The 14,953-nt window shown below is 43.4% G+C and carries 17 protein-coding genes; 10 read left to right on the forward strand and 7 right to left on the reverse strand.

Features of this window, described 5'->3' with window-relative positions:
• Positions 1 to 13: 13 nt before the first annotated feature.
• The 4 genes from ribH to ACJ751_RS10280 all read left to right on the forward strand — a co-directional run bounded on the left by ribH (position 14) and on the right by ACJ751_RS10280 (position 2,707).
• On the forward strand, positions 14 to 520 hold the full coding sequence (gene ribH, locus ACJ751_RS10265; protein WP_407745400.1) for a 6,7-dimethyl-8-ribityllumazine synthase: 507 nt from the start codon (positions 14 to 16) through the stop codon (positions 518 to 520).
• Between the two features lie 10 nt (positions 521 to 530).
• Positions 531 to 1,256 carry a (Fe-S)-binding protein gene (locus ACJ751_RS10270; protein ID WP_407745401.1) on the forward strand — a complete coding sequence of 242 codons (726 nt, stop codon included), beginning with the start codon at positions 531 to 533 and terminating at the stop codon, positions 1,254 to 1,256.
• A 68-nt stretch (positions 1,257 to 1,324) separates the two neighbouring features.
• Entirely contained in the window at positions 1,325 to 1,759 is a 435-nt protein-coding gene (locus ACJ751_RS10275) for an FKBP-type peptidyl-prolyl cis-trans isomerase (RefSeq protein ID WP_407745402.1), read from the forward strand.
• Between the two features lie 183 nt (positions 1,760 to 1,942).
• A complete protein-coding gene (locus ACJ751_RS10280) occupies positions 1,943 to 2,707 on the forward strand; it encodes an SPFH domain-containing protein (RefSeq protein ID WP_407745403.1) in 765 nt (254 codons plus the stop codon).
• A gap of 71 nt (positions 2,708 to 2,778) precedes the next feature.
• On the opposite strand, the gene rluF is transcribed toward ACJ751_RS10280, so the two are convergent.
• Together rluF and ACJ751_RS10290 are read right to left on the reverse strand one after the other, a co-directional pair.
• A complete protein-coding gene (gene rluF / locus ACJ751_RS10285) occupies positions 2,779 to 3,897 on the reverse strand; it encodes a 23S rRNA pseudouridine(2604) synthase RluF (protein ID WP_407745404.1) in 1,119 nt (372 codons plus the stop codon).
• Between the two features lie 150 nt (positions 3,898 to 4,047).
• Positions 4,048 to 4,626: a dihydrofolate reductase family protein gene (locus ACJ751_RS10290; RefSeq protein WP_407745405.1), complete on the reverse strand. Its 579-nt coding sequence runs from the start codon at positions 4,624 to 4,626 to the stop codon at positions 4,048 to 4,050.
• Positions 4,627 to 4,791: 165 nt separating this feature from the next.
• Between ACJ751_RS10290 and ACJ751_RS10295 the strand changes: the two genes are divergently transcribed.
• Positions 4,792 to 5,157 (forward strand): SnoaL-like domain-containing protein, encoded by a 366-nt coding sequence (locus ACJ751_RS10295; protein ID WP_407745406.1) that lies wholly within the window; start codon positions 4,792 to 4,794, stop codon positions 5,155 to 5,157.
• 108 nt (positions 5,158 to 5,265) lie between these two features.
• Here the strand turns inward: ACJ751_RS10295 and ACJ751_RS10300 are convergent, their stop codons facing one another.
• From ACJ751_RS10300 to ACJ751_RS10315, 4 genes are all read right to left on the reverse strand, one after another.
• The gene (locus ACJ751_RS10300) at positions 5,266 to 5,580 is read right to left on the reverse strand and encodes an RNA recognition motif domain-containing protein (RefSeq protein WP_407745407.1); all 315 of its coding nucleotides are present in this window, start codon (positions 5,578 to 5,580) and stop codon (positions 5,266 to 5,268) included.
• Positions 5,581 to 5,803: 223 nt separating this feature from the next.
• Entirely contained in the window at positions 5,804 to 6,052 is a 249-nt protein-coding gene (locus tag ACJ751_RS10305) for a hypothetical protein (protein ID WP_407745408.1), read from the reverse strand.
• A gap of 270 nt (positions 6,053 to 6,322) precedes the next feature.
• Positions 6,323 to 7,108 (reverse strand): DUF72 domain-containing protein, encoded by a 786-nt coding sequence (locus ACJ751_RS10310; RefSeq protein ID WP_407745409.1) that lies wholly within the window; start codon positions 7,106 to 7,108, stop codon positions 6,323 to 6,325.
• 135 nt (positions 7,109 to 7,243) lie between these two features.
• The gene (locus ACJ751_RS10315; protein WP_407745410.1) at positions 7,244 to 7,987 is read right to left on the reverse strand and encodes an SDR family oxidoreductase; all 744 of its coding nucleotides are present in this window, start codon (positions 7,985 to 7,987) and stop codon (positions 7,244 to 7,246) included.
• A 199-nt stretch (positions 7,988 to 8,186) separates the two neighbouring features.
• On the opposite strand from ACJ751_RS10315, the gene ACJ751_RS10320 reads away from it, so the two are divergent.
• The 3 genes from ACJ751_RS10320 (at position 8,187) to ACJ751_RS10330 (ending at position 11,044) form a co-directional block, all read left to right on the forward strand.
• A complete protein-coding gene (locus tag ACJ751_RS10320) occupies positions 8,187 to 9,941 on the forward strand; it encodes a hypothetical protein (RefSeq protein ID WP_407745411.1) in 1,755 nt (584 codons plus the stop codon).
• A gap of 156 nt (positions 9,942 to 10,097) precedes the next feature.
• Complete coding sequence (locus tag ACJ751_RS10325) at positions 10,098 to 10,277, forward strand: hypothetical protein (RefSeq protein ID WP_407745412.1); 180 nt, start codon at positions 10,098 to 10,100, stop codon at positions 10,275 to 10,277.
• A gap of 185 nt (positions 10,278 to 10,462) precedes the next feature.
• Positions 10,463 to 11,044 carry a hypothetical protein gene (locus tag ACJ751_RS10330; protein WP_407745413.1) on the forward strand — a complete coding sequence of 194 codons (582 nt, stop codon included), beginning with the start codon at positions 10,463 to 10,465 and terminating at the stop codon, positions 11,042 to 11,044.
• A 539-nt stretch (positions 11,045 to 11,583) separates the two neighbouring features.
• Here ACJ751_RS10330 and ACJ751_RS10335 read toward each other — a convergent pair.
• Positions 11,584 to 13,281 (reverse strand): right-handed parallel beta-helix repeat-containing protein, encoded by a 1,698-nt coding sequence (locus ACJ751_RS10335; protein WP_407745414.1) that lies wholly within the window; start codon positions 13,279 to 13,281, stop codon positions 11,584 to 11,586.
• Between the two features lie 198 nt (positions 13,282 to 13,479).
• Between ACJ751_RS10335 and ACJ751_RS10340 the strand changes: the two genes are divergently transcribed.
• Together ACJ751_RS10340 and ACJ751_RS10345 are read left to right on the forward strand one after the other, a co-directional pair.
• A complete protein-coding gene (locus tag ACJ751_RS10340) occupies positions 13,480 to 14,058 on the forward strand; it encodes a Crp/Fnr family transcriptional regulator (protein ID WP_407745415.1) in 579 nt (192 codons plus the stop codon).
• Between the two features lie 66 nt (positions 14,059 to 14,124).
• The coding region (locus ACJ751_RS10345) for a zinc-binding dehydrogenase (protein ID WP_407745416.1) at positions 14,125 to 14,953 on the forward strand (829 nt) is incomplete at its 3' end.

The following is a 14,953-nucleotide window of genomic DNA, read 5'->3' on the forward strand; positions in this document are numbered from 1 at the left end:
TGAAACCAAGATTATGGCTGAAGTAAGCAATAGTAAGTTATTACAAATAGATGCAGGCATTCCCAACGCGAATGCCTGTGTTGTTATAGTACGCACCGAATGGAACGCCGCTATTTTAGATGAGCTGGAAAAAGGCTGTTTAACGGTATTCGAACGCGAAGGCGTAAAGCAGGTAAAGGTGATAACCGTTCCCGGCGCCTTTGAAATTCCGTTTGGCATAAAAAGCTATTGGGACGCGAATAAATATAAAGATGACCGGCCGCAAGCTTTTATTGCCCTCGGCTGCGTGCTCCGTGGCGACACCCCGCATTTTGATTATGTATGCCAGGGCGTAACACATGGAGTTACAGAATTGAACCTAACCTTACCCGTGCCTGTTATCTTTGGGGTGTTAACCGTTGATAACGATCAACAAGCCCAGGAACGCATTGGTGGTAAACATGGACATAAAGGCGAAGAAGCCGCCATCACCGCGCTTAAAATGATCTCATTGACGCAATCGTTTAAAAACAGCCATTAGGTGATTTGCCATGAACGTTCAATTATTTATACCCTGCTTCGTTGACCAGTTGTTTCCGGCCACAGCCTTTAATATGGTAAAAGTGCTGGAAAAAGCAGGGTGTACCGTAACTTATAATACCAACCAAACCTGCTGCGGACAGCCCGCCTACAATGCCGGTTTCTGGGATGATTCCCGCGAAGTATGTTCCAAATTCATTAAAGATTTCAGCGGTTCCAGCACCGACTATGTAGTGGCGCCCAGCGCCTCCTGCGTTGGTTTTGTACGGAACTATTTTACCACGCTGTTTGAAAATACCTCCCGGATGGCTGAGGTAAAACAGCTGCAGGCGCGTACGTTTGAATTCACCGATTTTTTGGTGAATGTGTTGAAGGTAGAAGATGTAGGCGCCAGCTTATATACCAAAGCCACTTACCACGACTCCTGTGCCGGTTTACGCGAATGCAGGATCAAACAGGAGCCGCGCAAATTGTTATCGAATGTAAAAGGACTGGAACTGGTGGAAATGAACGACGTGGAAACCTGTTGCGGTTTTGGCGGAACTTTCGCCGTTAAATTCGATCCTATTTCCATTAGTATGGCCGATCAAAAAAGCAACAACGCCAAAGCCACCGGTGCAGAATGCATTATCTCTACCGACCTCTCGTGCCTGATGCACATCGACGGAGTGGTTCGTAAAAAAGAGATGGGCATGCAAACCATGCATATTGCCGATGTACTGGCAAGCGGTTGGTAAATCAATAGGCAATTGACAATACGCAATTGGCAATAAGCCACATTTGTTCAACTTATAAACCATCTACTATGGGTATCGCAGATCGTTTATTTCAACAAAAAAAAGAGAAAGCAGAAGCTAACCTGAAAGCCGGCAACGACTTTCTGGAAGCCAATAAACAAAAACCCGGCGTAGTGGCATTGCCCAGCGGGTTGCAATATGAAGTAATTACCGAAGGCACCGGCGCCAAACCAGGCGCTACCAGCAACGTGACCTGTCATTACCACGGAACGCTTATCGATGGCACTGTGTTCGACAGCTCCGTACGCCGTGGCCAGCCAGCCACCTTTCCCTTAAACCGGGTTATCAAGGGCTGGACGGAAGGGCTGCAACTGATGCCCACCGGTAGCAAATGGCGTTTCTTTATTCCACCAAATCTGGGTTACGGTGAGCAACAGGTGAGTGCACAGATCGGGCCTAACAGCACACTGGTGTTTGAAGTGGAGTTGTTGAGTATAAGCTAGGACTTAAGATAATTTAGATATAAAAACCACGGTCATCCCGCGCGTGCCCGCCTTTGGCGGGAAGTCGAAGGAGGGCCGTGGTTTTTTTTATAACCGGCAAAAATCACAAATTTTTTGTAATCTCTATATCGTTTATGCGACAAATAAGGTATACAGTTAGACAGAACAATAAAACGATATAAAATGATCTTATTTATTACCGGATTAATTATTGTATTAATCCTTTCCGGGGTAAGAATCGCCCAGGAATATCAACGCGCAATTGTCTTTAGGCTTGGCCGGTTCCAATCAGTAAAAGGACCAGGGCTATATTGGTTAATACCATTAATAGAAAGGCAACAAAAGGTGGATATCAGAACCAAAACAGTTACCCTTGAGCAACAGGAAACAATAACAAAGGATAGTGTTACCATTAAAGTAAATGCTGTTTTGTGGTATCAGATCATCGACCCCAAAAATTCCATCATAAAGGTGGGCGATTACAACAAAGCTGTTTATCAGTTTGCCGTCTCGGCCTTAAGAAATATAATTGGACAGCATAGCCTGGATGAAGTATTAAAAGAAAGAGAGCAGATCAACGACAAATTACAACAGATAGTTGATCGTACAACGGAACCGTGGGGCGTAAAAATTGAAATGGTTGAAATGAAAGATGTGGAGATCCCCGAAGGCATGCAACGGGCAATGGCCCGGGAAGCGGAAGCCATCAGAGAGAAAAGAGCAAGGATAGTAAAAGCCGAAGCCGAACTGGATGCATCAATTAAACTGACACAAGGTGCAATAGAAATGGAAAAAAGCCCCATTGCGCTTGAATTAAGAAGAATGCAAATGTTGTCAGAAATTGGAATTGACAACAATACAACTACCATTGTTTTGCTGCCATCAGAATTCTCACATGCAGCCAAAAGTTTTACTGAATTGGTGAAAAACAAAAAAACAGGGGAGTAAAAGTCATTAATCGAATACTACCGGACAACGCAACAGGTATCCTAAGTTCATTCAGGATACCTGTTGACCGTTTAGCGCCGACCTTTGTTCCTGTAATTTTTAAAGCTACCTTCCGCGCCTGAACGCCTTCCTTTTTTACTATCGGGGCCTTTCTTTTCCTTACCGGTATTCTTTTCGGGGCGGGTATGTTGGCCCTTTGCAGATTTTTGGGCAGGACTTTCCCGCTTCCAGGACTTTGCCGCCTTTTTGCCTGCTTGGGATCTATCTTCTTTAGTGGCAGGTTTTGTCGATTTATCCTTACCGGCCTGTTTTCCGTCTTTTGGCGTAAAGCCGCGTTTGCCTGTTTGGGGTTTATCTTCTTTAGTGGCAGGTTTTGTTGCTTTACCCTTACCCGGCTGCTCCCTGTCTTTTGGGGTAAAGTCGCGTTTGGGCGGTGCTGACTTATGTGCAGCCGGTTTGCCGGCCGTTTTGACCTTGCTCGAGTCGGCTATACTTTCCATCAGCAATGACATTTCAGCATCACTGAGGTAACGCCATTTACCCAGGGCTAGTTTGTCGAGCCGGATGTTCATGATGCGTACCCGTTGCAAACCGGTTACCGCATAGCCAAGGTATTCGCACATCCGCCTGATCTGGCGGTTAAGGCCCTGCGTAAGCGTAATGCGGAAAGTTTGGCGGCCCATCGGCTGTACTTTACAGGGCAAAGTGCGGGTATCGAGAATAGGCACTCCCTGCGACATCTGCTGGATAAATGAATTGTCAATGGGCTTGTTAACTCTTACAATGTATTCTTTTTCGTGATTGTTATCGGCTCTCAGGATCTTATTGATGATGTCGCCATCATTGGTGAGCAGTATCAGGCCTTCAGAGTCTTTATCGAGGCGGCCAATAGGAAAGATCCGTTTGGGATAGCCAACGAAACTAATGATATTGTCTTTGATGTGTAATTCGGTGGTAGTAGTGATCCCTGCAGGCTTGTTGAGCGCCAGGTATACGCGTTTTTCTTTTTTGGCGGCAGTGATTAGGCTGCCATCCACTTCAACAGTATCACCGGGCTTGTACCGGTTGCCCAATAAGGCAGGCCGGTTGTTCAATAATACCCGGCCTTCGGTAATAAGATTGTCCGCTTCCCGGCGTGAACAATAACCTGTATCGCTGATAAACTTGTTTAGACTGATCGAATTGTCCAATGTTGTATCTTTTTAGAGTGGGCAGCAAGTGCCTTCCGGGTGCAAAGGTCAGGAATTCAAATCAAAAAAGCGAATCAGGCAAAGTAACCTGACGTCACTGCTCATGCTGATACAACAACCCGGTTTCAACCGGGAAACATCCTTCACTCTTTATATACCGTAAGTGTGTACTATGGTTCCGCCGGGGAAAACCTTTGTATCGACCAGCTTCAGATAGAGTGGCATTGCAAGACCATCGAAGATGGGCAATCCGGCTCCCAATACCACCGGATGGATAACCAGCCGGAATTCATCGACAAGCCCTGTCGCTATCAGGCTCCGCATGAAACCGGCGCCCCCAATTGCTGTGATCGGTTTTCCTTGTTCGGCTTTGAGTTTCCTGATCTCCCCGGCCAAATCACCATCAAAAACGCGCGCATTCGCCCAGGAAGTGGCGGCGGGGGAGGGCGAATTTCCAGGATCGAAGCCTTTAAATCCTTTTTTGGTAAAGACGGCCTTGGGTATCTCATTCATCGGCGCGGCAAAGGGATCCGTTGAAGTTGGCCAGTAAGGCGCCATCACCTCAAACGACTTTCTGCCCATAATAATCAGCCCTGCATCCCAGGTTTGTTCGGCAGCCCAGGCCTTCGACTGCGCATCTCCGGTTTTGAAAAGCCAATCCTTCTCCCCATTGGGGCCGGCGACAAAACCGTCGATCGACATTGACATCTTCATGTGTAACTTTCGCATAACTAAAAGAGTTTGTTTGTTTATACAAATCTAAATCGTACTCACCGGACCCGTGGGGGGATAAAATGACAATCAGAGGGGCGATTGTGCCAAATTTCAACACCCTGCTGACATAGGGTTGTCACCCGGCCCTTTTACCTTTATGAGGTCAACAAAAAATAATATATGACAACTCAGGAAGCAGCAGCTTTTTATCACGAAATGGCCAACCAACGGAAATTTATTGAGATCCAGGACGCTCTCTATGATGAAAATGTCGTTTGTCAGGAGTCTGAAAAAGCAACCTCGATGGGGCTGGCCATCTTTACTAATGGTCTGGAAGCAGTCAAAGCGAAAGGTGTTGCACGTAGGGCCGCCATTGAAACCGTACATAGTTATACCTGCAGCGAACCGATCGTCGCAGGTGAATTTTTCAGTGTCGTTCTTAAACAGGAGGTCACGTTCAAAGGCAAGCCACGCATTTCACTCGAAGAAATTGGGGTCTTTCATGTAAAGAACGATAAGATCATCAAAGAACAGTTCTTTTACTGAGAGATGATGGGTATAGAAAGTACACAAAAGAGCCTTCAAATCTAACGACTTGAAGGCTCTTTTAAAAAAAAAGCCCCATGCGGGGCTTTCGTATATCAGGAGAATTCTTTAATACCTGTTTTCATTATAACTATTCCGGTTATTGAAACCGCTTCTGTCACTATTCCGTGAAGACCTGTCTTCTTTCGGTTTGGCAACAGATACACTGATCGCCCTGTTTTCAACAGTTGCGCCATCCAATTCTGAAATAGCTTTTTGGGAAGCAGCTTCGTCAGACATTTCAACAAAGCCGAAGCCTCTTGATCTGCCCGTTTCTCTGTCTGTAATAACCTTAGCTGAGGTAACTTCTCCATAAGGAGCGAAAAAATCTCTTAAGTCTTCATCTTGTACGTTGAAGCTTAAATTTGAAACATAAATGTTCATTCCGTGAAATTAAATTATGAGTAATTTCTGAGGAAAGCAAGAAGTAAGAAACTAACTATAATGCAGATGTATTAAGCAATGTAATTAATGAATACTAATGCGAGGCTCAAAATAACTGCATGAAGGTAGTCTTAATTTTTTACAATCCCGGAATTAATTAATAAGTCTTGTCCGCCGCACCTAACATCATCTCCGCTGTTGCAACAAATTCTGTAAAAAGGAATCAGTTTAGCAGGTCGTCTATCCGGATAGCCTCCAGGTAGTGACGGATCGCATTGGTATCTGGTAATACACAATATTCCTCGATCGATTTGTCTGTCGCATTGCAATAAGCTTCAACGTAATAATCTTCTATCTGAAAAAGGAAAATAACAAGACCGGGAGAAGTCCTTGTGGCGAGCGCTACGGCATTGTTCATAACAGCGTGCTTTTTTTCCGCTTCATTCAATACAATAAACTCAGAAAGCTTCATAACGTTAATTTTTTTACTGTTAACTAAATAAAGACTTATCAATACAATAAACTGAACTGAAAACGAAAACAAGAATACAAAAGCAAAAAACAAGAATACAAGTGCAATAACTAAAACAAAAGAAATCGTTAAAACTGTGGTAACTATCTGTCGGTGAGGCAATTAGACAGTTAATTAGATGTTACCTGGAAAGAGACAGTGTAAATATAAGAACAACATTTTAAAAACCAAGCTTTTCGCCAGCCTGGCACCCTGTTTTTATCATTCTTTTTAGGAAAAGGAATGACCGTTGGCTGAATGAAATGAGATCATATTATTCAAGGTCATTACATTTTTAATCGCATCCCCAATAGTATTATTGAAGTAAACATAAACATCTTTGCCTTCCTGGCGCCAACCGGAAATCAGTTCGGCCTGTTGCTGCAAATATTCGTCAGAATAACCACCCCGGTAATCACCCGCTGGTCCGTGAAAACGGAGATATACAAATGCTGCTTTTTTATTGAGCCGCCTGTTCATCGACTTTGGTATATCATGTAAAACCATGCTGCAGGCATATTCATCGGCCAGCTCGTATACTTCACCAATATACCAGGATGGGTGCCTGAATTCGATGGCCACCTTCCAGCCATGTTCCGGTACAATGCTTTGTATGATGCCCAGCAAATATTCCACCTGTCCAAATCGCTCTATGGTTAAAGAAGGGGGAAATTGCACAAGCAAACATCCTTTCTTATCGCCAGCCTGGTCAATCACTTCCATAAACCGCAACACATCTTCCCGTTTGTAGGCAAACTTTTTTATATGGGTAATTTCCTGCCATAGCTTAAACGTAAAGACGAAACCCGCCGGCACACTATCTGCCCATTTTTTAACGGTGGCTGGTTGCGGCACTTTATAAAATGAACTGTTTACCTCCAGACTATTCAACAGGGAACTGTAGTAGGTAAGCCGGCTTTTATCCCTGAACTCTGGCGGAAAAGCCTGTTTATTAGGTACGGGTAATACGAGCCCGCTTGTACCTGCTTTGTATGATCCGGTTGTTGAATTCTCCATGCCTGCTTTTTACTACAGTATCAGCAAAAATGCCGCCACCGCCTGCACGAAGCGTAGACAACAACTCATTTCATCAAAAAGAATAACTACGCACTGGTATGACGTAGTTAGTTATTGATGAGTCATAGTTATATCTTAAAATACGCCGCCGCCTGCGCCAATATTCTGGCCGGTAATCCATCTGGCCGCATCGCTGGCAAGAAAGACGGCCACATCAGCCACATCATAGGGTTCTCCAACCCGTTTAAATGGTGACATGCCGGCGGCCACAGCCCGATCGCGGTCGGGTAACAGATCAGTATTGGTAAACCCCGGCGAAATAGTATTGACCGTGATGTTACGTTCTCCAAGTTCACGTGATAATACACGAACAAACTGCTCTACAGCTCCTTTACTACCCAGGTAAATGGAGTTCATAGTAAAATACATTTGTGTGCCGCCACTGGAGGTAACAATGATGCGTCCACCATCGCGCACCCTCCTGGCGGCTTCCTGCAGTACAAAGAAAACTCCTTTGGTGTTTGTATTGAAGATGCGATCGTACTGTTCCTCCGTTGCTTCCGACAACAGGGCAGGAACATAGTCTGCCGCATTCACTATCACTATATCAGGTGGCCCCAGCTGTTCCTCCGCCTGCTCAAACAATGATTTGATAGCTGGCAGCTTTGAAATATCAGCCCGTACAGCAACTGCTTTTCCTCCCTGTTGAATGATCTGTTCTGCCAGTTGTTCTGCTGCTGGCTGACTGTTGACATAATTGATGGCTACTGATGCTCCTGCGGAGGAGAGACGTTCTACCATTGCTTTACCAATTCCACGTGAACCACCTACAATAATGGCATTTTTACCTCTAAGAGTTTCTTTTGAGAATGTATTCATAATTAGTGCGAATATTTTATTCTGGAATATAATTAATTGTATCTGTCCGATAAAAAAAGGAACAGATCATTCAAAAGGGAAAAGTTTAATAATTTGAATATCAATATCCTGAAATGAGTGTAACTTAGTCCTGGGTTTCATGCAATTTATGGGAAACTACTATTGCTATGAATTTGTTGTATAGTTATAATAACAGCAAATGATGCTTCTAACCAAAACGCCATATCTGCTATTAGGATTATTTATCTTTCTTCAACAAAATGTTCCTGCATTTTCACAAAACCAATCTTTGCCATTGGGAACCTGGGTGAAAAGTTTAGATGCAGATGATGATACGCTAAACAAAAACTTTAATGAGATCGTGGATATATTGCAGCGTACAGACACTGCCATTGTTTTCCGCACTTTAAATGAGCTTGAAAAAAAAGGTGTTTCGGCAGGACCCTATTTCCAGGTGCGCATAAAACACCTTCGGGCAACTATGTTATGGAAAATACGGGACAAGGCGGCAAAGGATTCCATAGTAAAACTAATAAAGCCTGCATTACAACAGGCTTATGCAATAGATGACGAATACCTGATTGCAGCCGTGAGCTGGTGGTATGGAGAAACAATGTTTTTCTGCAATCAAATTGAACTGTCGACAATGTATTGTTTAAATGCGGTTGAAATTCTTGATAAAAAAGGAATAACAGCTGAATCGCACAAATACCAGTTTCTCGGAGAGCTTTTTTATCTCACACGTGACCTTGACAAGGGCATCTATTACATTCGTAGATCTATTAATAATGAAAAAGACACTTCCCATGATGCAAGAATAAATACGATGAGCCGTTGGAATACGATAGCACTTTGCTGGCGAAAAATTGGCAACTACGATTCTGCATTTTATTATTTTGATGTTGCCATGCAAATGGCAAATGCGTTAAATTCTGAAGTTTGGAAAGGAATTATTTTGGGAAATAAAGGATATGTCTATTTTTTACAAAAAAAATACGACCTCGCTAAACCATTGCTTGAATTCGACTACCGCAGCAGTAAAGAATATGGCGAAATTGCCAATGCGGCCCACTCGTTGCAAATGATAGCGAGAATCAATTTATTGCAGGGTAAAAAAGACAGCGCATTGCTGCAGGTAAAGGAATCGCTGCGAATGCTTCAACAACAACCTCAGCCATTGCAGTATTTCCTTCAGGATGTGTATTATGCCACAGCCGATGTATATCGTGTCCTGGGAAACAGCGACAGCTTTTATCACTATTCACAATTATATAATAACCTCCACGATTCTATCGAACATGCTGTTGCAAACAGCCGTTTGGAAATTGCCCGGCTCAGACTCGACAATCAGTCAAACATTGCTGAGATCCGTGATCTTCAAAAAGAAAAAGATGCCGAAACACAAGAGCGTAATTATATTATTGCCGCTATTGTTTTTGTTGCCATTGTGGGTTTATTGGTTGTCAATCGCCAGCGTTTAAAATCCAGGTTTCAGCGGCAATTGGCTTTTCAGCAAAAGGTGGCTGCCGAAAAAGAACTGACAGCGGCAAAAGAGCAACTGGACATGTTTACCCATAGCATCATTGAAAAAACAAGGGTTATAGAACAGTTGGAACAGCAGATAGCAACCAAACCACTTACCGATGAACAGCAACAGCTTGCCAGCGAGCTAAGCCGGCAAACCATCCTTACCGAAGATGACTGGGAAAAATTTAAGACATTATTCGAAAAAATATATCCGGGCTTTTTTTTAAAACTCAAGGAAATGGTTCCCGACATTACTGCAGCCGAGAAGCGTATGGCATCACTTATCCGTTTGCATCTAAACACAAAGCAAATGGCGTCCATGCTCGGCATTTCTACTGATAGCGTTTATAAGATCAGGCAACGTCTCCGCAAGCGGTTACAACTGGAAGATGAGTTAGCAACGGAAACGTTTCTGACCAAGATTTAACGAGCGGGTGTTTAAACCCTTCTCTTAAAGGGGGTTATGATATATGTCCATTTTTTGTCCAGTCAATGTCAGACATTTGTCGGCCTCCGGATTTGGATCGTCCGCTGGTAGGCAGGTAATTTCGCTCTTAATAAAATGGCAGCCGCCTGTAATTACATGAAGAAAAAAAATTTGTTCCTGTTCATTATTATTCTTACTGCGGCGCTGCTGATAGCAATCGTTTTCTGGATTTATGCTAAAAGAATTGAGCATATTGAAAATAAGATGATTCGCTCCACGCTCTCAGCTCATTGCGTTGCTGCACCCGCCGATCCCCGGCATGTAGAGATCATATAATTTTTTTCATTTCCATTTTTTGTCCAGTGTTAACGGATTACTTCCCGTTTTTTGTCCGGTCGGTGTCAGACTTTTGTCGGCCTCAGAATTTGGATCAGCCCCTGGTATAGAGCTAATTTACGGTTTGAAAAAAAGGCGCTACTTAAATCATGATAAAAATGCATCCTCCAAAAACTAACATAAGAATGAACACCACACATCAATCACCCGTTCAGGTAAAAACCATACATGAAGTTCCAGCGGATTGGAATAGCAATTATGAGATACAAACAAAAACTGATGGAATGGAAAGCACTTTTTTAATAGTAGATTCTACGGAGATGGAACTTTTTCCGCTCATGAGTATTGCGGGAAAAGATGATGCTGCTATGCTCTACATTGAGAAAGGCGAAGTTACCCTGGTGCATGACTTGAAAACATACGTACTTTCCAAAGGGATGCTTTTTTACAAGGTTCCCAAAGTGACCGTTCGGCTACTAAGCTTTAGTGAAGATTGCCATTTTAAAGTTTTTTGCTTTGCACCTCAGTTTGAAATTGCCGGCGGGATGCCCATAAAACACCTTCATACTATAACAGTAAAAGCTTCGAACAATCCTGTTCTTATTCTTGATACGTTAACTGCAGCAACAGTTACTGTTTTGTTCTGGCTACTTCAGAAGAAATTAAGTTGGGGTGAAAAAGCACAATCGGGTGATGAAACAATTCAACATGTATTTAGTCTTTTGATCCTGGAGATTGTTTCCTCATTTAAGAAATATAGCAGATAATCCTTGTCTGTATAGCCGATAAGAGTAACTGGTTAGTATCTCCCTGCCACTAATTCCGGGCATACGCCAATCCAGAAAGATTCTATCAATTTTGAAAAACAGTGTTGATAGTGAAGCAATTACCTGTGCAAAAACAACTGCGGCACAATTTTTTATTTATGTATTCTAAACATACAATATGAAAAAGTTTTCAATAATTGTTGCTATGCTTGTGGTAATTGGTGTCTCCATTAGCTCCTGCAGTGCCGGTGCACACATAGGTACTAAACATCATGGAGTAAGTGCCGGTGCAAAGGCTAATTAAGGATTAACATCCATATAAAAGTGTACCGAAGTGGTGGATTAAATCAATCCCTACGACGCCAATAACTTACAAGGCCCGCGAAAGCGGGCCTTTACTACTTTTGCCGGGGAGATAGTTACATGCCCGTAGAATGCAACTAAACACCGCGACATTCATATTAAAGATCTTATAAACCCTAACAGGGCCATGAAATATCAGGCATTTTTCCACTTTATTACGTCAAATGCCTCCCACTTTATTTTATAAATGTTTTGCTTTGCGATTTACCGGTTTGAATATCTGTAATCTTTACGGCATAAGAACCTTTAGGCAGCATGCTAACGTTAAGCTTCACCTGGCTACCTGCATCGTTCAATTTGTGCTTTTGAAGTACTACGCCAGCCATATTCGTCAGTACTACTTCTTTGTTTAAATAATTATTGCCTGTCAATTTCAGGTAAACATAATCTTGGGCCGGATTGGGCGAAATAGTCAGGCTGCTTGCCTCGTCGCGATTTTCAATACTTACCAAACCGGTTGAAGCCGTTGAGATGCGGGCGGGCGTAAGGCTGGAATTGCTCTCAGAAATACCAGCATCAGGAACACCACTGTAGGGTACATCTTTACCCCAAAAGTCTTTTACAATGCCCGTCCATTGTCCCCAGTTAACGGCACAGGCACTTGGCCGCAGATCGTAATTCCAGGTAAGCGGATCGTAAGAGTATGTATTGGCAAACACCTCCACCTCCTTTGGAAGGTTTTGATCTGACCAATCGGGTTCAAACCCAAGGCTGCCCCCATTTAAATGAAAGATGTTGCTCTGGTGGATCATTTGCGGACCATTAAAAGGTTTAAAATTGGGATCGGTAATATTGGAAGAAGTGTTGATCCAGAAAATATTATTCTTCATGGTAATCACATTCGATACCCAGGGAGTAGACGTAATGCCCATAAGATTCCTTACATCGGGAAGGCGGGGTGCTTTTGTTTCAATAACATCGTTATTGAAGAACTGGAGATTGCGAACATCGAGAGCAAACACGCTGCTGGAGTTGATCCAAAATACATGTCCGTTATTTACGAGCAGGTTATACCCAAAGAGGTTATTGAACGCATGACCGCCCCAGCCGCTGCCGAATTCAACAAAGCCGATGTTATCGCTGGCGGTATTGTATAATATTTTGTTATCAGAAACATCGCCATACATTTCAATAGCGCCACCGTCCAGGTGATAATCGTAGCTATTGCTCCAGCATTCGTGGATTTGATTATGGGAGATGGTATTGTTAGAACCGCCGACCACGATACCCACGGCGCCAAAATCGTCCCACATTTGGTAAGGCGTATTGATGATCATGCGCAGGTTGCTGATGGTGCAATTGGTGATGGTATTGTCGCTACCACCATCTATGTTAATGCCCGCGCCTAATCTCGAGATAGTGCAATTCTTAATAACGTTGTGAGAACCGCCATCCCCGGAACCTTTATAAATGTAAACCCCGTAGCCCACATTAGCCGTGCCACTTCGATCATAATCGGGGATGGTATAGTCGGTCATTTCAAAGCCATCGATAACAATGTAGTTACATTGATTCAGGCGGATCATTACCCGGTTACTGATCACTGGATCGGGAAAGCTACCCGGATTGAATTTAAACAGGGGTGCACTGCCCTCACCATAGGGCATGATGGTTATGGGTGCACCTTCGCTACCATTACTGTTGATAGACAAGGTACCCGTGTATTGTTGACCGCGCCTAAAGTAAACGTTATCGCCCGGTTGAAAATAATTTATCGTCCACGGAATGTCGTTAATGTCGTGCCACGGATCATCATATGTTCCGAGATTTTTCCCCGGGGATGATGGGTCTACATAATAGTTAGTAGCATTGGCACAAAACGATGTTGCAACAAAAAGCAATAGCTTTAGGAAGCGTAGAGTTGACACTTTCATAGTTTTTCAAATAGTATTGAGGTGCGAATAGACCGGAAAAACTGTGCCAGTAAACGATTTTGGAGTTTACGAAATGCGGAAAATATTTGTTAGAAGAAAGGACACTATCCTGTAATGATAAGCGCGCAGGTTATATAAAAAATTGTGCCAGGCTTTTTGAAGCCGGCTTAACATGAAAGGGGCTACATTTGAAGCACCATGAACCAAGATTTTACGCCCCTTCGAACGTATTTAAACAGCCTTGTTCCTTTAAATGACCTGGAATGGGAAAATTTGAATGAGCTGTTGTACATACAGGTGTACGACAAAAAAGAATTATTTCTGGCAGAAGGTAAAATATGTAAAACAGTTGGATTTTTACTCGAAGGTTGTTTTCGCTGGGTAAAAGATCATAACGGAGAAGACCGCACCTTTGATTTTGCTATAGAACATGAATTTGTTACCAACTATTATAGCATTGTAACGCAAAAGCCTTCAAAGGTAAATATCCTGGCGGTTGAAAAGTCTACCCTGGTTTGCATGGATGCCAAAAAATTAATCGATCTCTTCGATAGCTCCTATTCATGGCAAAAAATTGGGAGGTACCTGGCTCAGCACACTGCCTGTTATTTTATGGAACGGCTGGAAGCCTCTTATTATGAAACGCCTCAAATACGTTACGATAAGTTAATGAGCACTTCTCCTGAATTATTCTTACGCATACCTCATCACATGCTTGCAAATTACCTGGGTATGACTAAAGAAACATTAAGCAGGTTGAGAAACCCTGCACGTTAGTTTTGTTGATTCAAATCAACGCTTTTCCATTTCGCTGATTTTAGCTTTGCCAAAAATCAACGTTATATGGAAATGTTAAACCGCATGCGGGCTATCGTTACGGATCCTGATTCACGTTTTAAGATAACGGAATGTTCTGTTCCTGTTCCTGCACCCCACCAGGCGCTGATACGAGTTACTGCTTTTTCACTAAACCAGGGTGAAGTGCGTACGGCCCTTGCTGCTACTACCAGTTATATTCCCGGTTGGGATTTTGCGGGTGTAATAATAAAAGCAGCTTCAAATGGCAACTCACCAAAAGAAGGTACGCGCGTTTTTGGTTTTGTTCAACAAGGAGCCTGGGCCGAATACATTGTTGCTGCCGCGGCACAAATGGCCACAACACCTGATGATATTAGTGATGCGCAGGCTGCTTCATTGCCGGTAGCAGCAGGTACTGCTGTAACTTGTATGGAAGCAGTGGGCCCGTTGCTTAACCTGCAGGTATTGATCACTGGCGCCGCAGGCGGTGTTGGGCGAATTTTATGTCAATTAACAGCCATGGCCGGGGCAAAAGTATTTGCAGTAAGCCGGCGCCCTAACCTGAAACAGCAAATGGAAAATGATGGAGTAATGCCTCATGCTGTGTTTACGTCAATAGAAGAGGCAAAAGCCGCGGGAAAATATGATGTGGTGTTTGATTCGATCGGTGGCCATGTGCTGGCTGTTGCGGTAAGTATGTTAACTGCAAGCGGTACCTGTGTTAACTTTGGTAATTCATCGCGTCAACCCACAACGTTCAATGTTCGATCGTCTGAATGGCCGTTTCACCGCAAACAATTGATCTTCCTGGGGCCTGAAGTGCCTGCTGATTGTACGGCTGTATTCACGCATATGGCCGGATTGGTTAAACAAA

Origin of the sequence: Niastella sp. (assembly GCF_045805085.1) — a bacterium.
In the GTDB taxonomy this organism is placed as follows: Bacteria; Bacteroidota; Bacteroidia; order Chitinophagales; family Chitinophagaceae; genus Niastella.